Source organism: Rahnella sp. EDr1-12 (assembly GCF_049206505.1).
GTDB lineage: Bacteria > Pseudomonadota > Gammaproteobacteria > Enterobacterales > Enterobacteriaceae > Rahnella > Rahnella rivi.
This window is the reverse complement of the sequence record NZ_JBLZNY010000007.1, coordinates 86956-108935: the sequence shown is the minus strand read 5'-3', so window position 1 is coordinate 108935 and position 21980 is coordinate 86956. Positions and strand designations below refer to the sequence as shown.

The window sequence follows — 21980 nt, the reverse complement described above, 5'->3', positions numbered from 1 at the left end:
CACGCAGGCGTCATTGTGCGTGGCCTTTCCATTCGTCATTGGCTGATATTCATTTGCTGAATTACGCCGCTGCTTTCACCGCTTTCTTCGCCGCACGACGGAAAGTGATCACGCACAGCACGAAGCCGATTGCGCCCAGTCCGCCCGCCGCCAGAGGCACGGTGCTCAGCCCCATTCCGCGTTCGATGACCGCACCGCCAACCCACGCCCCCAGCGCGTTCCCGACGTTAAACGCCGCAATGTTCAGCGTGGAAACCAGATTCGGCGCGTTTTTGCCGTACGTCACCACGTTAACCTGCAACGCGGGCACCGCGGCAAAGTTCACCATCGCCCAGATAAACAGCGTAATTTCCGCCGCCACCAGATGAACGCTGGTGAAGCTGAACAGCACGGAGAACACTGCGATCAGCAGGAAAGTTGTGGTCAGCGAAACACCCAGACGCCAGTCCGCCAGGCGCCCGCCCACGACGTTACCGATGGTCAGACCGAGGCCGATCAGCAGCAGCGTCCAGCTGACGCCGTGCTCAGAGACACCGGTAATTTCAGTCAGGATCGGCGCGATATAGGTAAACAGCGCGAACATTGCCGCCGCAAAGAAAATGGTGATCGACAGCGACAGCCATAACCCCAGGCTGCCCAGCGCACGGATTTCCTTACGCAGATCGGTCGGTTCTTCTTCTTTCTTATCCGGCAGATTTTTATACAGCGCGAACAGGGACGCCACACCAATCACCGCGACGACCCAGAACGTTGAGCGCCAGCCGAACACTTGTCCGAGGGCGGTACCGAGCGGAACGCCCAGCACGTTAGCCAGCGTCAGGCCGGTGAACATCAGCGCAACGGCCGAAGCACGGCGGTTCGGCGCGACCAGACTGGCTGCCACCACGGCACCAATCCCGAAGAATGCGCCATGACACAGCGCCGTGATCACACGCGCCAGCATCAGGAAACCGTAGCTGTAGGACAGCGCGCACATCACGTTGCCAATAATAAAGATGCTCATCAGCAGCAGCAGGGTGTTCTTACGCGGCAGTTTTGCCGTCAGCACGGCCATGATTGGCGCGCCTATGGCAACGCCCAGCGCATATCCACTGATCAGCCAACCGGCAGAAGGAATACTGACATGCAGATCACCCGCCACATTGGGGAGCAGCCCCATAATGACGAATTCAGTGGTACCGATGGCAAACGCGCTGAGCGCCAGTGCCAGGAGTGCGACAGGCATAAAAACTCCGGAAATTTTTTAGTGATGAGTAAAGGCGCCGGTATGACACCGGACTGGCTTAAATACCACGTTGATCACACTTTTGACCAGACGCAGTCTGTGCCCTTACTGCCTGAAAAATGGCCGGAACCCTGATTAATCTTTATATAACAATACATTGCAGGTAATGCGCTGGCAGCGAAAAAGGAACCGATTCCAGTCTTTATCTTCCCCGGCTGGCTCCGTGTTTTTCATCGGTCAGCGACAGCCAGCGCGGATGGCCTTTAAACCACTCCACCAGAAAATCCAGCAGCGCACGCAACGCGGAGGGCATTTGTCTGCGTGAGGTGTAAATGGCATAAATCCCCATTTCCTGCGGCTGCCATTCCGGTAGCAGTAACACCAGCTGGCCCGCGGCGATAAGCGGTGCCGCCGAGTAATAAGGCTGCATCACGATGCCCGCCCCTTCCACCGCGCCGGTCAGCAGCACCAGCGATTCATTGGCGCTCAGATTGCCGCTGACCGGCACCGAGATTTTTTCCCCCTGATGCTCAAACTGCCACAGACTTTTGCCAAACCAGGTGTAGGTCAGGCAATTGTGAACCGCCAGATCCTGCGGATGCTGCGGTGTGCCCTGCGCGGCCAGATACGCCGGAGACGCGCACACCACCGACGGACAGAGCGCCAGTGGCCGGGCGATAAGATTCGGATCGAGATCGTTGGTGATACGCAGCGCCAGATCGATCCGATCTTCGACCAGATTGATCGCCCGGCTTTCCAGCTGAAGATCGATGCTCACCTGCGGATGCCGGCGTAAGAATTCGCTGACCGCAATCACCACCGCGCCCTGCCCGAAAGACTGTGAGCAACTCAGGCGTAGCAAACCGCGCAGCGCTTCATTGCCGGTGTCTGCCACGCTGCCCATTTCCGCCGCGACTGACAGCATCTTCCGGCAGCGCGCCAGCGTGTTTTCCCCTGCATCGGTCAGGCTGAGTTTTCGGGTGGAACGGTGCAGCAGGCGCGCCCCCGACCACTTCTCCATCTCCGAAAGATAGCGGGTCACCATCGCCCGCGACATATTCAGCGATTCGGCAGCACTGACCATGCTCCCGCGTTCAACGATGGCAACAAACACTTGTGCAGCGGTAATTCTGTCCATGATTCGTCCGGTTTATGCAACAAACAGTTGCACATTATCCGGTTTTTCCCGCGGATTATGCAACGTACAGTAGATACTTACTGAATGTGATTATTTACGTCTCTGAGGAAAAACCATGCAACTGAAACATCTGACGCTGATCGCCGCCCTTCTCGGCAGCTCCCTTTCCGCTCACGCCGCCAGCGCGCTGAAAATGGACGTGTACAACCCTGGTGAAAAAAGTATTTTCCCGGTGTCCTCTGAAATCATCACCGGCGAAAAAGACGCGGTGTTGATCGACGCCCAGTTCCAGCGCAATGACGCAGAGAAGCTGGTAGAGATGATCAAAGCCACCGGCAAAACACTGACCACCGTGTACATCAGCCAGTCCGATCCGGATTTCTACTTCGGGCTGGACGTGATCCATGCGGCGTTCCCGCAGGCCAAAATCATCGCCACGCAGGCGACCATCGATCAGATCAACGCCAGCAAAGACGGCAAAGTCGCTTTCTGGGGGCCGCAGCTTAAAGAAAACGCGCCAAAATCTGTCGTGGTTCCCGAGCCGCTGAAAGGCACTACGTTTGAACTGGAAGGCCATAAATTTGAAGTTCAGGGCGTGGACAAAGAACGGACGTTTGTCTGGATCCCTTCGCTCAAAGCAGTGGTTGGCGGGGTACTGGTGAATGGTGACAACATGCACATCTGGACGGCGGATACCCAGACGGCGAAATCCCGTAAGCAGTGGGTGGAAGCCCTCGATGAAATCGCCGCCCTGAAGCCGCAAATCGTCGTGCCGGGGCATTTCCTGCCAGGCGCAGCGCACACCGTGGAAGCCGTGAAATTTACCCGCGATTACCTGCTGACGCTGGAAAAGGAATTACCTAAAGCCAAAGATTCTGCCGCGCTTATCGCTGCGATGAAAAAACATTACCCACAGCTGAAAGATGATTCGTCATTACAGCTGAGTGCGAAAGTATTGAAAGGTGAAATGCAGTGGCCTTAATATATATAAACATTGAATAATTAATATCTCCACCACGGCAGAAAATTTTCTGCCGTGGTTTTATTTATAAAAAATTCATAAAAAACATTTAAAGAAAACTGATCAAAAAAATCATTCAGTTAAAACAAACCTTCCCAAAAAAAAGCCGAATACACACCTACGTAACACACTCTATTCGCTCATAAATCATTGAATGCAGCCCCTCCTCATAATAGACTCTTTCGGCCAACAAAAGGTCAGCACCTTCTGCCATTCGGACAAAGGGCATGCCTTATTTAATAAAGGATTATTATGAACTGGTATATAAAGGCATTAAAAAACTACGCCAATTTTTCTGGTCGCGCTCAGCGACGTGAGTATTGGTGGTTCGTGTTATTCAATTTTCTTGTGTCAATGGGCGTGAGTATTATTGCCATGATGTTTGGTGATGAATATTTAATGTCTTTGCTCTATTCACTCTTCGTCTTTCTGCCTGGCATGGGGTTAACTGTGCGTCGTAATCACGATGCAGGATACAGTGGCTGGTGGACTTTGTGCCCAATCTTCAATCTGATTCTGTTGTTCTTCAAAAGCGATCCTGAAGATAACCGCTTCGGTCCCTATGTGGTGGACCCTCAGGCATAGCAAAGAGGCGATTTGCTCCTCCCCTGCAAAGGGGAGGCGTTAAAAAAGCGCCTCAGATCTGCCCGAACACCTTCTCAGATCTACGGCGTCACCCGCACAAACTCTCCTTCGGCCCGGACGTTGTGGCCGAAACCGCAATCCCCGGTGGTATGCAGTTTGACGTTTTCTTGCCCGAACGCCATATCGACATCGCAATTGCCGTCGCCGGCGGCCGCGTCGTCGGTTTCATGATAAACCGCGTGATTATCCTTAATGGCAGTGACCACGGAGAATTCACCGATATTCGGGCCGTAGTACAACGACATCTGCCCCATGTACTGGCCGGAGAAATCGATTCTGAACTGTGCTTCTTCCGCTTTTACGTCCACCAGATTCCAGCTGCCATAACCGGCATATTGCCAGTATTCGCCCGCCGCGCTTTCAGGTTGCGGCAGCGCATCCAGTTTGGGCTGAATCTGACTGAGGTTGTACTGTGATTTTTTGTCAGCGGGCGCCAGCATCAGCCAGGCTTTGGCTTTGCGATAATTCCCCTGCCGGATATAGGTCAGCGCAATATTGTTATACGCCGTCGCAATCTGATCCTGCGGCTTCTGGCAGAACTCGCTCCAGGCGACCTGATTGCGGAAAATGTCCCGCGCTTTCGCGAATTCACCCTGCTGATACGCGACTTTCCCGGCAGAGGCGTAAATCCCCGCCTTCACGCAATCAGCATTAATGTCCGGTTCATCAATCTGAGCAAGCGCCTGAACGCTGGTAAAACATCCTGCCACCAGCAGAAAATTCACTGCGACTTTCATCAAACATCCTTCTACTTTTGTGGTCTACAGAGCTTCGTGCTGGAAAAACATCCTTACAAGTGCTTTATTGCCCTATCGCGCTAAGGCACTCATTCTGGGATGATTAGGCTTCACAACATATCGAACACACATGGCAATTATGACTAAAAAACCTGGGAAATCGGCGCAATGGGGCGCCGTCTGGCAGTTGATTAAGCCGTACTGGCGCTCATAAGAAAAGTGGCGTGCCTGGGGCATGTTAACCACTATCATCATTCTTTCACTTGCAGGCGTTTACATCAGCGTTCAGTTCAACGAATGGAACCGCGTGTTTTATGACGCCCTGCAAAACAGAAACTATCCGGTTTTCAAAGCCCAGCTGTTTAAATTCACCTGGCTTGCGTTACTCAGTATCGTCATTGCGGTCTACCGGATCTATCTGACGCAAGGCCTGCAAATGAACTGGCGGCGCTGGATGACCGAAGAGTATATGGATAAGTGGCTGGCCAATCACGCCTATTATTACACGGAGTACCAGCATCAGGTGGATAACCCCGATCAGCGTATTTCAGATGATCTGAATGCCCTGACCAGCGGCACCCTTTCTCTGGTCCTCGGGTTGTTGTCGAGCGTTGTGACGCTGTTCTCTTTCGTCTTTATTCTGTGGTCCATCAGTGGCCCGCTCCACTTTGCCATCGCCTCGCATGAATTCACCATTCCTGGCTACATGGTGTGGTTTGCGATTTTGTATGCAGCCGTCGGTTCCGCCCTCATCTGGTATGTGGGTAAACCTTTGGTGCGTTTAGGCTTTAATCAGGAATGGTTTGAGGCAAACTTCCGTTTCGGGCTGATCCGTATTCGCGAAAACAGTGACGCTATCGCGCTGTATCACGGCGAAAAAAATGAACACGATCAGCTCACCGGCAAATTTGATTCGATCAAAACCAACTGGTGGTCGATCATGCGCGTAACCCGTCGCCTGAACATTGCCTCCAATTTCTATGCCCAGTTTGCCAACATCTTCCCGATTCTGGTGGCATCGCCGCGCTATTTCTCCGGTGCGATCCAGATGGGTGCGCTGATGCAGATTGCCTCCGCGTTCGGCCAGGTTCAGGACGCCTTATCCTGGTTCATCAACGCCTTTGACAATTTGGCGAGCTGGAAAGCCACGGTGAACCGTCTTGCCGGTTTCAACGCAGCGATTGATCAGGTGAATGCCCAGCCGCGCGGGATCAAAGTCGGTGAAAGCACGCAACATGCGCTGCAACTCGACAATCTGACGCTGAATCTGCCGGATGGCAATTCGCTGTTCTGCAACGTTTCTGCCGCAATGCAACCCGGTGAACGCGTGCTGATTGCCGGGCCGTCCGGCTGCGGTAAATCGACACTGCTTCGCGCCATCGCCGGTATCTGGCCTTACGGTTCCGGCAATATTGCGCTGGCGCAGGGCAAGCGTTATCTGTTCCTGCCGCAGCGCAGCTACATTCCGATTGGGACGCTGAGGGATGCGCTGAGTTATCCGGATGCCAGCCGCGAATATTCGGATGAGCGTCTGCAACAGGTCCTCACGCAGTGCCGCCTGCCGCATCTGGCCACGGTCGATCATCTTGATGATTATGCTAACTGGAGCCAGCGCCTGTCGCCGGGTGAGCAACAGCGTCTTTCGTTTGCCCGCGCCCTGCTGATCAAACCGGATACGCTGTTCCTTGATGAAGCCACCAGCGCGATGGATGAAGAAACCGAACATCAGGTCTACGCCTTGCTGCTGAGCGAACTGCCGGAAACCTCGGTGGTCAGCGTCGCGCACCGCAATACGGTCGCGAAATATCATCAGCACTGCTGGCGGTTTAAAAAACAGGAAAACGGTCCGTGCGGATTCACGTCCAGCGCCCTGTTACCTGAATAATTGATCCGTCACGCCTGACGTTTCAAGGTATCTGAACGCATAAAGGTTGCTGATAACAGCAACCTTTTTTTGCTTTCATAACCCCGTTTAGCGCACAAAACCAGCAACGCGGTTTGTTCAAATGTATACCCCGCTATACAATTATTATTACCAACTTTTCTTACGTGTCCGGGGGTTTGATGAAAATTGATAAGAATTCGTTCACGCCGCTTTATTTGCAAATTGAGCAGCAACTGACCGAAAAAATCAGCGCAGGCGATATCAAACCTGGTGACCCGATCCCGACGGAAGCCGCGCTGTGTGAGATCTACGGCGTGTCGCGAATGACGGCGCGTAAAGCGGTGGATTATCTGGTGCGTCAGGGAAGAGTGGCGCGTTTTCGCGGGCGCGGCACCTTTGTGGTCGAGCCGCCACAACAGCAGAAAATCATTCTGCCCCTCGACCGGCATCTCACCGCCAGCGAAGTGGCGCAGGAAAATAACCAACAGATTGAAAATCAGGTGCTGGAATTTCGCCGCATTCCCGCAAGCGAAGAGGTGGCCCGCGAGCTGAACGTGCCTTCAGGCACCGACGTGTATTTCATGATCCGTCTGCGCCTGCTGGGGGACGAACCCTTTGTGTATGAGCAGTGCTGGATGCTGTGCGACCGCTTCCCGGACATCACCCGTGCCGCCATGACCTCGTCGAAATATGCCTATATCCGCTCGAAAGGCTTTCAGCCTTCGGGCAGCACCAAGCATATTTCCGCCGAATTGCCCTCCAACGAGATCCGCCTCGCGCTGAACCTGTCACGGGATCAGCCCGTCCTGCACTCGCACGCCGTGGTGTCCTTCACCGACGGCTCACTGTTTGAAGTCTCCGACGTGTACTACAACCAGAAAAACTACAGCTTCAGCGTCCATGCCAAAGTCAAAATTTAAGCGATGCCGGACAGCTCGGCTTTCACCAGATTCGCGACCTGTTCGACCTGCGGCCCGTAAATCACATGTATGTCGGTATCGGTGATCCGCTTCACCCCTGCCGCACCGGTTTTCATCAATGTGCCATCCTGTACCTGCGACATATCCTTCACTTTCACCCGCAAACGGGTGAAACAGCAATCGACCGCGGTAATATTCCCTTCACCGCCCAGCCCGATAATAATGTTTTTGGTTTTTTCACCGGTGCCTTGAGCCGGTTTCGCCCGTTCCTCAGCGTCGTTTTCATCTTCACGCCCCGGCGTTTTCACCTGCATCCGTAAGATGACCCAACGGAAGCTGAAGTAATAAACCGGCGCATAGATCATCCCGAGGATCAGCGGATACCACCAGTGGGTCCGGCTGCCGCCGAGCACGCCGAAGATCAGAAAATCGATCGCTCCGCCCTGTACGTTACCAATCATCACATGCAGCATTTGCATCAGCACGAATGACAGGCCGGTCAGCACCGCGTGCAGGACATACAGCACCGGCGAGACGAAAATAAAACAGAATTCCAGCGGTTCGGTGATACCGGTGGTAAACGAGGCCAGTCCGCCTGCCAGCATCAGCGCTTTCACCCGGCCTTTATGTTCCGGGCGGGCGCAGTGATACATCGCCAGCGCTGCTGCCGGTAACCCGAACATCATCACCGGAATTTTGCCCTGCGCCAGGAACCGCGTCGCCTGCTGCGTGACCGCGTCAGAAATCATCCCCGGATTTGCCAGCGCGGCGTTGAAGATATTCAGCGCACCGACGATGCTTTGATTATCCACCGTGGTCACCCCGCCGATCGGCGTGAAGCGCACGGTTTCGTTGATGATGTGATGGAGCCCGGTCGGGATCAGCAAGCGTTCAGAGGTGGCATAGATAAAGGTGCCGGCTTCGCCGGTACGCCCGATGAGCTCCCCAACCCACTGGATCCCTTGCGCTATCGTCGGCCAGATAAGCGACATCAGGACACCGACGATCGGCAGCACCAGAATAGTGACGATCGGCACAAAACGTCGTCCGCCGAAGAAAGCGATCGCCGTTGGCAACACGATGGTATAAAAGCGGTTATGCAGCCACATGGTGATTAAGCCGACCAGCACCCCGCCCAGCACGCTCATGTTGTAAGTAAAAATCCCCAACGTGTTGGTGAATTCGGCGGCGTAGATCATCGCATCGGTTTCGGTCATTCCTCTGGCGGTCAGCTTCGCGATGCTGATTGTTTCCGGTGTGATATTTTGCGCCAGCAGACTGTAATTAACCCCCACGTGCAACCCGACAAAGCCGATCACTGCGGAAAAGGCCGCCGTGGCCTTCTCTGCATTGGCCAGTCCCATCGCGGTTGCGACGGCAAAGAACAGCGGCAGGTTTGCAAACAGCGCCCCCGATACCTGCCGGATAAACCCGATCACCAGCTGCAATGTTTTCATCTGGGTGAAGGTTTCACCGGTCACCGACGGGTTCTGCAACGCCGCGGCCAGCCCGAGAAAAATCCCGGCGGCGGCGATCACCGAGATAGGCGTCATCAGGGCTTTACCCAGATCGTGGATCTTGCTGCCAAGTTTCATCATCTGTATCCCCTCTGTTCACTGGCGAAAAAATGCGCTTTCATTGAGTTAAGTCATAGAATGTATAGTTGTATAGACATAGAGGCCAGCTTTATGAAAGGGATCACAGTTTTACGGGGAGAGGACAACGGTTGTAAATCTGTTTGTTATTTAAGAAGGCTCGCCGGAGCTGCTCTTAATAGTCCCCCGTCTGCCTTTGTGCTCGTCAAAATCTCATCCTGATTATTTTGCGCCCGCCATCACTCTTCGTAAGTCGCTCTTTATGTTAAAATTGTTAAAACATTGAGACATTTTTAAGCGCATGACCTTTGCCGCGCGGCTTCCGTGCGGGTTGATGAAGTACATTTTAAGGAAACAATATGGGTATCACTCGTCGTGATTTTTTAAACGGTGTGGCGATCACAGTCACTGCCGGAATGACTCCGTTTGAGGCGCTGAAGGCGTCGCCACAAACGGCGGCTCAGACGTTGTATTACCCGCCTTCCCTGACCGGGTTACGCGGGAATCATCAGGGTTCTTACGAGGCGGCGCACATTCTCGGGCGCGAAGGCAAAAAGGTCGATCCGTCCAGTTTACCGGTGGAAGATGAATTCGATCTGGTCGTCGTCGGTGCCGGGATCAGCGGTCTGGCGGCCGCCTGTTTCTGGCAGGAAAAACACGGAAAGCAGCAGCGCATTTTGTTGCTGGATAACCATGATGATTTTGGCGGGCACGCCAAGCGTAATGAATTCCATGTCGAGGATAAAACCCTGCTCGGCTATGGCGGCAGTGAATCCTTCCAGTCACCACGTACCAACTTCAGCCCGGTGGCGATGGGTCTGCTGAAAACGCTCAATGTCGATATTGAAACCATGGCAAAAGACTTCGACACCACGTTTTACCCGGATCTGCATCTCAGCCGTGGCGTGTACTTTGACCGCAAAAACTTCGGCGTCGATAAAATTGTCAGCGGTGATCCTGGCCGGGCGGTGGCCGATGACATTCCGCCAGATCGCCTCAACGGGCGCGATATCCGCGATTTCATCAGCGATTTCCCGCTGCCCGAATCCGACCGTGCGGCCCTGATCGCCCTGCATACCGAACCCAAAGATTATCTGCAGGGGATGAGTCAGGAAGAGAAAGTCGCGTGGGTGGACGGCCACAGCTACACGCAGTTCCTGCGCGAGAAAGTCGGGCTGAGCGAAATGGCGATCCGCTATTTTCAACAGCGCACCAATGATTTTCAGGCGGTGGGCATTGATGCCACCTCGTGCAGTGATGCCCGCATCTGCGCCCTGCCGGGGCTGGAAAGTATGGGATTGCCGCCGCTGGATGCTGAATCGCTGGAAGATCTCGATCAGCCGTACATTTTCCACTTCCCGGACGGTAACGCCGGGTTAGCGCGCCTGATGGTGCGTCACCTGATCCCACAGGTCGCACCGGGCAATACCATGGAAGATATCGTGCTGGCGAAATTCGATTACAGCCAGCTGGATCGCGACGGGCAACCGGTGCGCCTGCGCCTGAACAGCACCGGTATGCATGTCGCCAACGTTGAGCATGAAGGCAAACCGGCGGTGGACGTGACCTACATGACCGGCTCGCAGCTGCACCGCGTCCGTGCCGGTCAGGCGGTGATGGCCGGGTACAATATGATGATCCCGTATCTGGTCCCGGAAATTGCCGACGCGCAAAAAGCCGCGCTGAAAGAGAATGTTAAAGCGCCGCTGGTGTACACCAAAGTGGTGATCCGCAACTGGCAGCCGTTTATCAAACTGGGCGTCCACGAAATTTACTCCCCCGGTGCGCCATACAGCCGCGTGAAGCTCGATTACCCGGTGGACATGGGCGGTTATCAGCATCCGCGCGATCCCAATCAGCCCATTGGCCTGCACATGGTGTATGTGCCCACTCTGCCCGGCAGCGGTCTCAGCCCGCGCGAGCAGTCACGCAAAGGTCGTGCGCTGTTACTCGGCACCTCCTTCGACGCGCACGAAAAAATGATCCGCGATCAGTTACAGGGCATGTTGGGGGAAGCCGGTTTTGACCATCAGCGCGACATCATGGCGATCACCGTTAACCGCTGGTCGCACGGCTATTCCTACTTCCTCAGCGGAATGTTCGATGATGAAGAACAGTCGCAGAAAACCATCCAGCTCGCCCGTCAGCCGGTCGGGCGTATCACCATTGCCAACTCAGATTCCGACTGGAGCCCGTACGCCAACTCGGCGGTGGACCAGGCGTGGCGCGCAGTGAACGAACTGACGGCGATGAAAAAGGTGAATGCATGAAACAGCTGATGATTTTCGCCACGCTGATGGCAACGGCGGGCTCTGCCATGGCGATGTCCGAGGGAGAATATGTCGCTAAATCAGCTGATTGTGCGGCGTGCCACACCTCGTCGCAGGGCGCGGATCTCGCCGGTGGCGTGCGTTTTGCGACGCCGCTGGGAGAGATTTACTCAACCAATATCACCCCGGATGTGAAAAATGGCATCGGCGGCTACAGCTTTGAAGCGTTCGACAAAGCGATGCGCGAGGGGATTGCCAAAGACGGTCACCCGCTGTACCCGGCAATGCCGTACACCTCTTACGTCAAAATGAGCGACAAGGATATGCGCGCGCTGTATGACTACCTGATGAAAGAGGTGAAGCCGCAGGCGGTTGCCAATCGCGATAACGACATCAGCTGGCCGATGTCGATCCGCTGGCCGCTACACGTATGGAACAGCATTTTTCTGGAAGAAGGCGAATATAAACCTCAGGCCGATCAGAGTGCGCAATGGAACCGGGGCGCCTATCTGGTACAGGGCGCCGGACACTGCGGAGCCTGTCACACGCCGCGCGGCTGGGCGCAGCAGGAAAAAGCCGTCGATCAGCAGAGCACCGCGTTTCTCAGCGGCGGCGAACTGGATGGCTGGTCCGCCCCTTCATTGCGCGGCCTGAAGATCAGCCAGCCGGAGCTGGTGACCTTGCTGAAAACCGGTCGCAACGCGCATGACGCCGTCAGCGGGCCGATGGGCGAGGTGATCACCAACAGCACACAGTTTATGACGGAGGAAGATCTCAACAGCATGGCAGTGTATTTGCTGAGCCTGAAGCCAGATGCGCAGGAGAAACCGGGGAAACTGGCGGCAGTCACTTCCGGCGGGCAGCAGACGTTTATGCGTTATTGCTCGACCTGTCACGGCGTGAAGGGCGACGGGAATGCCTCTGCTATTCCGGCGCTGGCGGGCAATCTGACGGTAAACGCTGATAATCCGCAAACCCTGCTGCGTGTGATTTTGAACGGCGGCCAGACGCCGGTTACCGCCGCGCACATGTCCAACACCATGCCAGGCTACGGCTGGACACTGACCGACCAGCAGACCGCAGAGTTAACCAACACCCTGCGCGCCAGCTGGGGAAATCAGGCCCGCGAAGTGACCGCCGGTGATGTGGCTAAAGCGCGTAAAGCTGGGAAGTAACTGGAAAAGCTCCTTCTGAACGAAGGAGCTTTTTAGCGCATTCGTCTATCTGTTTTTCATCCGCACAGGTTACGCTTATTCATTGTCCTGCCCACATCACCGTTTTCCGGGTCTTTAATAAGAGAACGTCTCTGCTCAGAAACCTGATAAATCAGCCCGTGATGCAGAGATCATAAACGCTCCTATTTCCCCACATCACCGTTCCATCCACCGCCCAGGGCGGCGATCAGCTTCACGCTGGTGACCATCTGCGTGCTGACCAGTGATAAAACGCTTTGCTGCTGAGTCAGGCTGGTGTTTTCGGTGCTGGCGACGTCGAGATAATCGATCATCCCGGCTTCATACTGGTTGTAGGTGACGCGGGCGGATTCTTTGGCGGAATCGGCGGCGTTCTGGCGGGCAATCAATTCGTTATCCAGCGTATGCAGTTCCACCAGATAATCTTCCACTTCCTGCATCGCGGTTAACACACTCTGGCGATAACCGGCCACGTCGGCGTCATACGCGGCTTCGGCCTGGGCAACTTTGCCACGGGTGGAACCGAAATCCAGTACGGTCTGGCTCAGTTCAGGGCCCAAAGACCAGACGCGGTTTGGCAGTGAGAACAGATTGTGGAACGCGGAGCTGGCAAACCCGCCGCTGGCGCTTAACGTCAGATCCGGGTAATAGGCGGCGGTGGCGACACCGACCGCGGCATTGGACGAGGCCATGGTGCGCTCGGCGGCGGCAATATCCGGGCGGCGTTGCAACAGTTGCGAAGGCAGCGCATCAGGCACCTGTGGCAGCGTCAGTTTGACATCGCGCGCGGCGAGGCTGAACTGCGCAGGCGGTTTTCCGATCAGCACGGCGATGGCGTGTTCCAGCTGGGCACGTTGCCATTGCAGGTCGAGCGCCGAGGCTTTGGTGCTTTCCAGCTGCGTTTGCGCCTGTGCCAGCGTGGCCCGTGAGGTGTTGCCACCGGCATATTGATTCTGAATCACCGTCAGGTAACGCTGATAGGCGTCGATGCTGCGCTGGTACAGCGCGATTTGCTGATCCATCACGCGCAGCTGGAAGTAATCCTGCGCCAGTTCAGACTGCGCGCTGAGCGTGGCATCGGCCAGATCGGCCTTGCTGGCCTGCGCGCTGGCATCCTGTTCTTCCGCTGAGCGGCGCAGCTTGCCCCACAAATCCAGTTCCCAGCTGGCACTCAGTTCTGCCGACTGTTTTTTGGTGACGGACGAAGAGGTCCCGCTGCGGGTGCTGCCTGCGCTGGCGTCTACCGACGGATAGAGATCTGAACGCGCCTGGGTGACTAACGCCTGCGCCTGACGGTACTGCGCAGCGTACTGCGCCACGTTCTGGTTGGAAATCTGCACCTGGCTCAGTAATGACGACAGCTCAGGATCCTGATAGACCGTCCACCAGTCGCCTTTGCTCTGGTTATCTTTCGGGATCGCCGCCGTCCAGCCTTTGGCTTCTTTAAACGCCGTGGGCATCGCAACGTCAGGCCGCTGGTAATCCGGCCCGACGGTACAGGCGCTGACAAGTATCGCCAGCGCCAGTGGAACAAGACGGAACGCCATAGAACGTGGTTTTTGCAGAGTCATCAGATTCGCTTCAGGGTTATTCGTTTTAACGTTAAGGGAGTGATGTTCAGTCATGTGAACGGGCCTCCGGCGGCGTTGTGTGCGGGCGCAGGCGAGCCCATAAACGGTGCGTGGCGCGGCTGGCGCGATCCATATACAGATAGACCACCGGCGTGGTGAATAACGTCAGGATCTGGCTCAGTGCCAGCCCGCCCGCGATCGCCAGCCCCAGCGGGCTGCGCAGATCGGCATCACCGCCGCTGCCGAGCGCCAGTGGCAGCGCACCGAAGAACGCGGCCAGCGTGGTCATCAGGATCGGGCGAAAACGCATCAGACAGGCCTGAGTGATCGCCTGCTGCGGCGTGAGGCCGAGCCGTCGTTCGGCGTCGAGGGCAAAGTCGATCATCATGATCGCATTCTTCTTCACAATGCCGATCAACAGCAGGATCCCGATCAGGGCGATCACCGTCAGCTGCGTGCCGGTCATCAGCATCAGCAGCAGCGCCCCCAGCCCGGCAGACGGCAGCGTGGAGAGAATGGTCAGCGGGTGAATATAGCTTTCATAGAGCACGCCGAGCACGATATACACAGCGGCCAGCGCGGCGAGGATCAGCCACGGCATCGATTTACTCAGAGCTTCAAATGCCTGCGCGGTACCGGCATAACTGCCCTGAATGGTGTCCGGTAAACCGATTTTCGCCATCGCGGTTTTCAGCGCGGTCTGTGCCTGTTCCAACGCGTAACCATCGGCCAGATTGAAGGCGATGGTGGTGGTCGCCGTTTGCCCCTGATGCGCCACCGACAGCGGCGCGTTGGCACCGCTGAAAGAGGTAAACGCCGAAAGCGGGATCTGCTTACCGGCATCGGTCACCACATACAGCTGATTAAGCACATCGGGATTGCCGGTGTAATCCGAGGTCAGATTCATCACCACGTGATACTGGTTCAGCGTTTTGTAGATCGTCGCGATCTGCCGCTGGCTGAAAGCATTATTGAGCAGCGTGTCGATCATTTTAACGTTCACGCCGAGCTGGGTGGCGCGATCGCGATCGATGTTAAGCATCACTTCCTGCCCGCCGGTCTGCGAATCGGAATCCACGCCGGTCAGCTCCGGTAAAGCGGCCAGCGCGGCTTTCACTTTCGGCGCCCATTCGCGCAACAGGGAAAGATCGTCCGCCTGTAAGCTGTACTGATATTGGGCATTCGCGCTGCGCCCGCCGATATGCAAATCCTGTGCAGCCATCAGGAACAGCTGCGAGCCCGGCACTTTGGCCGTCGCCATCATCAGACGGTTGGCGACCTGATTGGCGTTGGCGGTGCGTTTGTCGAAATCCTTCAGGCGCACGAAGAAGGTCGCGGTATTACGCGATCCAAATCCGCCGCTGCCCGCCGAGCTCATCACCGCCTCGACCGCCGGATCATCCTGAATGATCTTGCTGTATTTCAGCACCTGCGGCTGGATCGACTGGAACGAGGTGTTCTGATCCGCACGCAGCATCCCCATCAGCATGCCGGTGTCCTGATCCGGGAAGAAGCCCTTTTCCACCACGGTGTAGAGATAAAAGTTGAGCAGCACGGTCAGGAACAGCCCGACCAGCGTGATCAGCTGATGGCGCATTATCCAGCCGAGCGCTGCCGAATAGGCAGCCAGCAGATTATTCAGCCCGCGTTCGATCATGCGGTAAATACGTGGCTGACGTTTTTCCACCGGCGGTTTACGTTTCAGGAAACGTGCGCACAGCATAGGCGTCAGGCTGAGCGACACCAGCATGGAGATAATCAGCGACACGCTGAGCGTCACCGCGAATTCGCGGAACAGACGCCCGACGATGCTGCCCATCAGCAGGATCGGAATAAAGACGGCGATAAGCGACAGCGTCATCGACAGCACGGTGAAACTGACTTCCTGCGCGCCTTTGATCGCCGCACGCACCGGCCCCATGCCTTCTTCGATGTGCCGCGTGATGTTTTCGAGTACCACAATGGCGTCATCGACCACAAAACCGGTGGCGATAATCAGCGCCATCAGCGAGAGGTTATCCAGGCTGTAGCCGAGCAAATACATCACCGCGCAGGTGCCGATCAACGAAACCGGCAGCGCCAGCGCGGGGATCAACACCGCGCGCCAGTTACGCAGGAACACAAACACCACCGCGATCACCAACAGCGTGGCTTCCAGCAGGGTCATTTCAGTATCGCGCAGGGAGGCTGACACGTTCGGCGAGCGGTCGAGCGCCAGGTTGAGCTGCACATCGCCCGGCAGACTTTCTTTCATCAGCGGCAGTGCCGCTTTAATCGCCTCGATGGTTTCCAGCATGTTGGCGCCAGCCTGACGGGTCACACCAATCATCACCGACGGCGTGCTGTTGTAATAGCCGACGTTGTATTTGTCTTCCACCGAATCGTAAACGTTGGCCACGTCGCTGAGACGGATCGCCGCCCCGTTGATGTAGGTGATAATCAGCGTTTTATACTGCGCCGCGGTGCTTTGCTGGCCGTTGCCTTCAATCATCCACGACTGGTTCGAGCCTTGCAGTAAGCCTTTCGGCAGGTTGCTGGTGCTGTTGGCGATCGCCGAACGGATGGTGTCGAGAGAAATGCCGTAGGAGGTGACGGCTTCCGGGCGTAAATCAATGCGCACGCCCGGCAGTGCGGAGCCGACCAGAGAAACCTGCCCGACGCCGTTCACCTGCGCGATTTTCTGCTGCAGCTGGCTGGAAGCGATGTCGTAGAGTTCGCCTTTGCTGCGGGTAGCAGACGTCAGCGCCAGCATGATGATTGGCGCATCCGACGGGTTAGCTTTACGGTAGGTCGGCAGCGACGGCATGCTGCTCGGCAGCAGCGCACGGGACGCGTTGATCGCCGCCTGCACGTCGCGCGCCGCGCCGTTGATGTCGCGATCTAAATCGAATTGCAAAATGACGCTGGTGGAGCTTTGCGAGCTGCGCGAGGTCATTTCGCTCACCCCGGCGATTTGCCCGAGCGCCCTTTCCAGCGGCGTGGCGACGGTTGCCGCCATGGTTTCAGGGCTGGCCCCCGGCAGGCTGGCGCTGACCAGAATGGTCGGGAAATCCACCTGCGGCAGCGGTGCGACCGGCAGCAAACGGTAACCGAGCAAACCGAGCAGCAGGACAGCCAGCGTCAGAAGCAGGGTCGCCACCGGACGCAGAATGAAGAAACGCGAGATGTTCATCAGTGCTCCGCCCGCTGCGCAGCCCGACGGTGGCGCGGATTAAAGCGGTGCGACAGATTATCGAACATCAGATAAATCACCGGCGTGGAGAACAGCGTCAGGATCTGGCTGAAGATCAGCCCCCCGACGATCACCAGCCCCAGCGGCTGGCGCAGTTCAGCGCCGGATCCGCTCGCCAGCATCAGCGGCAATGCACCGAGCAGCGCCGCCATGGTGGTCATCATGATCGGTCTAAAACGCAGTAAACAGGCCTGGTGGATCGCCTCACGCGGCGATAATCCCTGCTTGTTCTCCGCTTCCAGCGCAAAGTCGATCATCATAATGGCGTTCTTTTTCACGATGCCGATCAACAGGATCACCCCGATCAGGGCGATCAGGCTGAACTCCGTTCCGGCAAAGATCAGTGACAGCAGCGCACCCACCGCCGCTGAAGGCAGCGTGGAGAGAATGGTCACCGGATGAATAAAACTCTCATACAGAATGCCGAGCACCACGTACATGGTCATCAGCGCCGCGAGGATCAGCCACAGCGTATTGCCGGTGGCGCTTTCAAACGAGGCCGCCGCGCCCTGATAGCGCAACGTAATACTGTCTGGCATGGCGATATCCGCCACGGTGGTTTTGATCGCCTGTTGCGCCTGCTCCAGCGAATAGCCGTCATTGAGGTTAAACGACACGGTCACCGCCGGGAACTGATTCAGGCGTGCCTGCAACAGCGCGCCGGTGCGCATGTGGATTTTGGCGATCGACGTCAGTTTGACCATGCCGTTAGTTGAACTGCTGGTGCTGGTAGAGGTAGTTGAACTGCCGGACGCCGTGGTCGTTGAGGACGCGGCGTTGCTGTTGGTGGTCGCCGTGCTTCCCGCCGAGGTGCTGACGTTGCTCGCCAGATAGATGTCATCAAACGAGGCCGGAGACTGCTGGAACTGCGGCGCCACTTCCAGCACCACGCGGTACTGGTTCGCCTGGGTAAAAATGGTAGACACCAGGCGCTGGCCGAACGCGTTGTACAACGCAGTATCGACGTCCGATGCGGTGATGCCGTAACGGGCGGCGGCATCGCGATCCAGCTCGACGTAGGCGATCTGCCCCTGATTTTGCAGGTTGCTGACCGCGTCGCTGAACTCCGGCTGCTGACTGAGTTTTTCCAGCAGTTTCGGCGTCCATTCCACCAGATTTTCGCTGTCGGAATCATCCAGCGTGAACTGGTACTGGCTCGGCGTCACCTGATCGTCCACCGTCAGATCCTGCGAGGCTTGCAGATACAGATCGATGCCCGGCACACCGGCGGTTTCCTGCCGCAGACGCTCGATAATCGCAGGCGCACGTTCGCTGCGCTGGTCAAAAGATTTCAGGCTGATCTGCAAACGGCCACTGTTCAGGCTGGTGTTATTGCCGTCCACGCCGATGGTGGATGCAACGCTTTCCACGTCCGGATCTTTCAAAATGGCGGCAGCGAGCAGTTGCTGACGACGCCCCATTTCACTGAAGGAAACATCCTGCGACGCCTGGGTGATGCCCTGGATCATCCCGGTGTCCTGCGACGGGAAGAAGCCTTTCGGCACAATCACATACAGCAACGCGGTGAACACCAACGTGGCGGCGGCGACCAGTAACGTGATCCGCTGGTGATTGAGCACCACGATCAGCATCCGGTCATAACCGGCGATCATTTTGTCGAAGAACTCACCGCCTTTACGGTAGAACTTGCTCTGTTTTTCTTCCGGCGTGTGGCGCAGCAAATAGGCGCACAGCATCGGGGTGAGCGTCAGCGAGACGACCATCGACACCAATATCGACACCGCCAGAGTGATGGCAAACTCGCGGAATAAACGCCCGACCACGTCGCCCATAAACAGCAGCGGGATAAGCACGGCGATCAGGGAGAACGTCAGGGAAATAATGGTGAAACCGATTTGCTTCGAGCCTTTCAGCGCCGCCTGCATCGGGGTTTCCCCCTCTTCCAGCCGTCGCGAAATGTTTTCCACCACCACAATGGCGTCATCAATAACAAAGCCGGTGGCGATGGTCAGCGCCATCAGCGAAAGGTTGTTCAGACTGAAACCACACAGATACATCACGCCGAACGTGCCGATAAGCGACAGCGGCACCGCCACGCTTGGGATAAGCGTCGCCGCGACGTTGCGCAGGAACAGGAAAGTGACCATCACCACCAGCGCGATCGACAGCAGCAGCTCGAACTGCACGTCACTTATCGAGGCGCGAATGGTCTGGGTACGGTCTGAGAGAATACTGACTTTGACCGATTCCGGCAGCGCGGCCTGCAACTTCGGCAACTGGGCCTTAATGGCATCCACCACCTGAATCACGTTGGCACCCGGCTGGCGCTGAACGCTGATAATGATCGCCGGTTCTTTATTGGCCCACGCCGACAGGTACTGGTTTTCCGGGGCTTCGGACAGCGTGGCGATATCACGTAACCGCAGCGCTGCGCCGTTTTCGTAAGTGACAATCAGGTTGGCGTATTCCGCCGCCGTACGCAGCTGATCGTTGGCATCAATGGTGATCGAGTGATGCGGGCCGTCGAAACCGCCTTTCGATCCGTTGACGTTACTGTTGCCGATCAGCGTGTTAATGGTTTCGAGCGTCAGATTGTGTGCGGCCAGCTTGCGCGGATCGACCTGAACGCGGATCGCAGGCTGATGTCCGCCCGCCAGCGTCACCATACCGACGCCGGAGATTTGCGACAATTTCAGCGCCACGCGGGTGTTCACCAGATCCTGCACTTTGGTCAGCGGCAGTGATTCGGAGGTCACGGCCAGCGTCAGCACGGCGGCATCCGCCGGGTTAACCTTTTTATAGGTTGGCGGATTCGGTAAATCATTCGGCAGCAGGCTGTCGGCGGCGTTGATCGCGGCCTGCACTTCCTGCTCGGCGACGTCGAGCGACAGATCCAGCGAGAATTTCAGCGTGATGATCGACGAGCCGCTGGCGCTGGTGGAATACATCTGGCTTAAGCCGGCCATCTGCCCGAGCTGACGCTCCAGCGGCGCGGTAATGCCGGACGCCATCACATCCGGGCTGGCACCCGGATAGAGGGTGGTGACCTGAATGGTCGGGTAATCAACCTGCGGCAGTGCGGAGGTCGAGAGCATGTTGTAGGCAAAAATGCCCGACAACAGCACGGCGACCATCAGCAGAATGGTGGCGACAGGCCGCTGGATAAAGAGGCGTGAAGGATTCATTTCGGCCCGCTGTCTTTACCGGTCGTGGCTTTATCAACGCCTGCACCCTGTTCGCGCGCTTTCGACGAACCGGCGGCGGCGGCGTCTTCGGTATTGGCGGTCACAATTTGCACTTTCGCGCCGTTGGTCAGGCGGTCAATCCCGGTGGTGACCACCTGCTCGCCCGGCTTCACGCCGGATAAAATGGCGACCTGATTGTCACCAAAGTCCGGGCCGGATTTCACGGCGCGCCGTTCGATGGTGTTATCTGCTTTGATCACGTAAACGAAATCGCCGTCGCTGCTCAGTTGCACCGCCGCCGCAGGAACCACCGTGGCGTCTTTGAGCGTGGACACCTGCAGGCGGGCGTTCACAAACTGGTTCGGATACAGTTTTTCATCCGCATTGTTAAACAGCGCTTTCAGCTTAATGCTGCCGGTGCTGGAATCAATTTCGTTACTGATAAATTGCAGTTTGCCCTGATCCAGCACCTCGCTGCCGTCCTGATTGAAGGCCGTGGTCGGCAACTGATTGCCGCCGCGTAAGGCTTTGAGCAGGGTTTGCAGATTGCTCTGTGGCACGCTGAACGTGACGGCAATCGGCTGAGTCTGGGTGATCGTCACAATGCCGGTGGTGGAGCTGCTGGTGACCATGTTGCCCGGATCGACCAGACGCAAGCCCACGTGGCCGCTGACCGGCGCGGTGATTTTGGCAAATTCGAGGTTCAGTTTGGCGGCGTCAATTTGCGCCTGATCGGCTTTCATCGCCCCGGCGTACTGCCCGGCGGTGGCAATCTGGCTTTCCAGATCCTGACGGGCTAAGGAGTCCTGTGCATAGAGTTTGCGGTAACGCGCCAGCGTCAGCTCGGCACTTCTCGACAGCGCCTGATTTTGCGCCAGCGAGCCCTGATACTGCTCGAGTGTCGCCTGATAGCTGCGCGGATCAATCTGCGCCAGCAACTGCCCCTGCTCCACTTTTTGCCCTTCGGTGAAATACACCTTCATCAGCTGACCATCGACCCGGCTGGTGACCGTCACTGTGGCGTTCGCCACCACCGTACCCAGCGCACGTAAATAGACCGGCACATCCGCCTGGGTGGCTTTTCCCGCCTGCACCGGCGTGTCCATGCCCATCATCATCTGGCCGCGCATGGCGCGCATACCGCCCCGCCCCGCGCCTTTTTTCCCGGCCGGGTCAGAGGATCCCTGATGGAAAGCAAAGAACCAGACCAGGATCGCCGCAACGATGATGGCAATGATAACCCACACAAATGTGCGTTTTTTGGAACGAGATGAGGCAGTCGGCAGCATAAATTTCTTGATTTCGCAGTATTGATGAGGAGAAAACAGCTGAAAAATGACCTTCAACCAGAGTTTTTTATTATTCGTCAAAAAGCCATTATCCCTGAAAAACACGGTTGGCT

At 56.6% G+C, this 21980-nt stretch carries 13 protein-coding genes and 1 pseudogene; 6 read left to right on the top strand and 8 right to left on the bottom strand.

Features of this window, described 5'->3' with window-relative positions:
• Positions 1–61 precede the first annotated feature (61 nt).
• Positions 62–1225 (bottom strand): MFS transporter, encoded by a 1164-nt coding sequence (locus ACO0U8_RS21240; RefSeq protein WP_056781849.1) that lies wholly within the window; start codon positions 1223–1225, stop codon positions 62–64.
• Between the two features lie 202 nt (positions 1226–1427).
• Positions 1428–2363 (bottom strand): LysR family transcriptional regulator, encoded by a 936-nt coding sequence (locus tag ACO0U8_RS21235; protein ID WP_183850249.1) that lies wholly within the window; start codon positions 2361–2363, stop codon positions 1428–1430.
• Positions 2364–2478: 115 nt separating this feature from the next.
• On the opposite strand from ACO0U8_RS21235, the gene ACO0U8_RS21230 reads away from it, so the two are divergent.
• Both ACO0U8_RS21230 and ACO0U8_RS21225 read left to right on the top strand, forming a co-directional pair.
• Complete coding sequence (locus tag ACO0U8_RS21230; RefSeq protein WP_421671585.1) at positions 2479–3345, top strand: MBL fold metallo-hydrolase; 867 nt, start codon at positions 2479–2481, stop codon at positions 3343–3345.
• 291 nt (positions 3346–3636) lie between these two features.
• On the top strand, positions 3637–3969 hold the full coding sequence (locus tag ACO0U8_RS21225) for a DUF805 domain-containing protein (RefSeq protein ID WP_414070506.1): 333 nt from the start codon (positions 3637–3639) through the stop codon (positions 3967–3969).
• A gap of 80 nt (positions 3970–4049) precedes the next feature.
• On the opposite strand, the gene ACO0U8_RS21220 is transcribed toward ACO0U8_RS21225, so the two are convergent.
• Positions 4050–4766: a tetratricopeptide repeat protein gene (locus tag ACO0U8_RS21220; RefSeq protein WP_056781864.1), complete on the bottom strand. Its 717-nt coding sequence runs from the start codon at positions 4764–4766 to the stop codon at positions 4050–4052.
• A 130-nt stretch (positions 4767–4896) separates the two neighbouring features.
• Between ACO0U8_RS21220 and ACO0U8_RS21215 the strand changes: the two are divergent.
• A pseudogene (locus tag ACO0U8_RS21215) lies at positions 4897–6651 on the top strand (ABC transporter ATP-binding protein/permease).
• A gap of 179 nt (positions 6652–6830) precedes the next feature.
• Positions 6831–7571, top strand: coding sequence for a GntR family transcriptional regulator (locus ACO0U8_RS21210; protein ID WP_056781868.1), 741 nt, complete (start codon positions 6831–6833; stop codon positions 7569–7571).
• On the opposite strand, the gene ACO0U8_RS21205 is transcribed toward ACO0U8_RS21210, so the two are convergent.
• Positions 7568–9169: a PTS transporter subunit EIIC gene (locus ACO0U8_RS21205; RefSeq protein WP_136376149.1), complete on the bottom strand. Its 1602-nt coding sequence runs from the start codon at positions 9167–9169 to the stop codon at positions 7568–7570. The genes ACO0U8_RS21210 and ACO0U8_RS21205 overlap by 4 nt on opposite strands.
• 356 nt (positions 9170–9525) lie before the next feature.
• Here ACO0U8_RS21205 and ACO0U8_RS21200 point away from each other — a divergent pair, with 356 nt between their 5' ends.
• Both ACO0U8_RS21200 and ACO0U8_RS21195 read left to right on the top strand, forming a co-directional pair.
• Positions 9526–11436, top strand: a complete 1911-nt coding sequence (locus tag ACO0U8_RS21200; protein WP_136376148.1) for an NAD(P)-binding protein — start codon at positions 9526–9528, stop codon at positions 11434–11436.
• A complete protein-coding gene (locus tag ACO0U8_RS21195; protein ID WP_421671584.1) occupies positions 11433–12611 on the top strand; it encodes a cytochrome c in 1179 nt (392 codons plus the stop codon). Before ACO0U8_RS21200 ends, ACO0U8_RS21195 begins: the two co-directional genes overlap by 4 nt.
• Positions 12612–12793: 182 nt before the next feature.
• Here ACO0U8_RS21195 and ACO0U8_RS21190 read toward each other — a convergent pair whose 3' ends face one another.
• From ACO0U8_RS21190 to ACO0U8_RS21175, 4 genes are all read right to left on the bottom strand, one after another.
• Entirely contained in the window at positions 12794–14176 is a 1383-nt protein-coding gene (locus tag ACO0U8_RS21190) for an efflux transporter outer membrane subunit (RefSeq protein WP_390975693.1), read from the bottom strand.
• Positions 14177–14246: 70 nt separating this feature from the next.
• Positions 14247–17372, bottom strand: coding sequence for an efflux RND transporter permease subunit (locus tag ACO0U8_RS21185; RefSeq protein WP_421671583.1), 3126 nt, complete (start codon positions 17370–17372; stop codon positions 14247–14249).
• The gene (locus ACO0U8_RS21180; RefSeq protein ID WP_421671582.1) at positions 17372–20578 is read right to left on the bottom strand and encodes an efflux RND transporter permease subunit; all 3207 of its coding nucleotides are present in this window, start codon (positions 20576–20578) and stop codon (positions 17372–17374) included. The genes ACO0U8_RS21185 and ACO0U8_RS21180 overlap by 1 nt, the downstream gene beginning before the upstream one ends.
• Entirely contained in the window at positions 20575–21867 is a 1293-nt protein-coding gene (locus tag ACO0U8_RS21175; protein ID WP_056782040.1) for an MdtA/MuxA family multidrug efflux RND transporter periplasmic adaptor subunit, read from the bottom strand. The genes ACO0U8_RS21180 and ACO0U8_RS21175 overlap by 4 nt, the downstream gene beginning before the upstream one ends.
• Positions 21868–21980: the final 113 nt, after the last annotated feature.

What these genes read in the sequence shown, in the direction of transcription:
- ACO0U8_RS21230 (WP_421671585.1), top strand. Translation starts at nt 2,479, where the DNA reads ATGCAACTGAAACATCTGACGCTGATCGCCGCCCTTCTCGGCAGCTCC.
- ACO0U8_RS21235 (WP_183850249.1), bottom strand. Translation starts at nt 2,363, where the DNA reads ATGGACAGAATTACCGCTGCACAAGTGTTTGTTGCCATCGTTGAACGC.
- ACO0U8_RS21205 (WP_136376149.1), bottom strand. Translation starts at nt 9,169, where the DNA reads ATGATGAAACTTGGCAGCAAGATCCACGATCTGGGTAAAGCCCTGATG.
- ACO0U8_RS21195 (WP_421671584.1), top strand. Translation starts at nt 11,433, where the DNA reads ATGAAACAGCTGATGATTTTCGCCACGCTGATGGCAACGGCGGGCTCT.
- ACO0U8_RS21210 (WP_056781868.1), top strand. Translation starts at nt 6,831, where the DNA reads ATGAAAATTGATAAGAATTCGTTCACGCCGCTTTATTTGCAAATTGAG.
- ACO0U8_RS21225 (WP_414070506.1), top strand. Translation starts at nt 3,637, where the DNA reads ATGAACTGGTATATAAAGGCATTAAAAAACTACGCCAATTTTTCTGGT.
- ACO0U8_RS21220 (WP_056781864.1), bottom strand. Translation starts at nt 4,766, where the DNA reads ATGAAAGTCGCAGTGAATTTTCTGCTGGTGGCAGGATGTTTTACCAGC.
- ACO0U8_RS21175 (WP_056782040.1), bottom strand. Translation starts at nt 21,867, where the DNA reads ATGCTGCCGACTGCCTCATCTCGTTCCAAAAAACGCACATTTGTGTGG.
- ACO0U8_RS21185 (WP_421671583.1), bottom strand. Translation starts at nt 17,372, where the DNA reads ATGAACATCTCGCGTTTCTTCATTCTGCGTCCGGTGGCGACCCTGCTT.
- ACO0U8_RS21240 (WP_056781849.1), bottom strand. Translation starts at nt 1,225, where the DNA reads ATGCCTGTCGCACTCCTGGCACTGGCGCTCAGCGCGTTTGCCATCGGT.
- ACO0U8_RS21180 (WP_421671582.1), bottom strand. Translation starts at nt 20,578, where the DNA reads ATGAATCCTTCACGCCTCTTTATCCAGCGGCCTGTCGCCACCATTCTG.
- ACO0U8_RS21190 (WP_390975693.1), bottom strand. Translation starts at nt 14,176, where the DNA reads ATGGCGTTCCGTCTTGTTCCACTGGCGCTGGCGATACTTGTCAGCGCC.
- ACO0U8_RS21200 (WP_136376148.1), top strand. Translation starts at nt 9,526, where the DNA reads ATGGGTATCACTCGTCGTGATTTTTTAAACGGTGTGGCGATCACAGTC.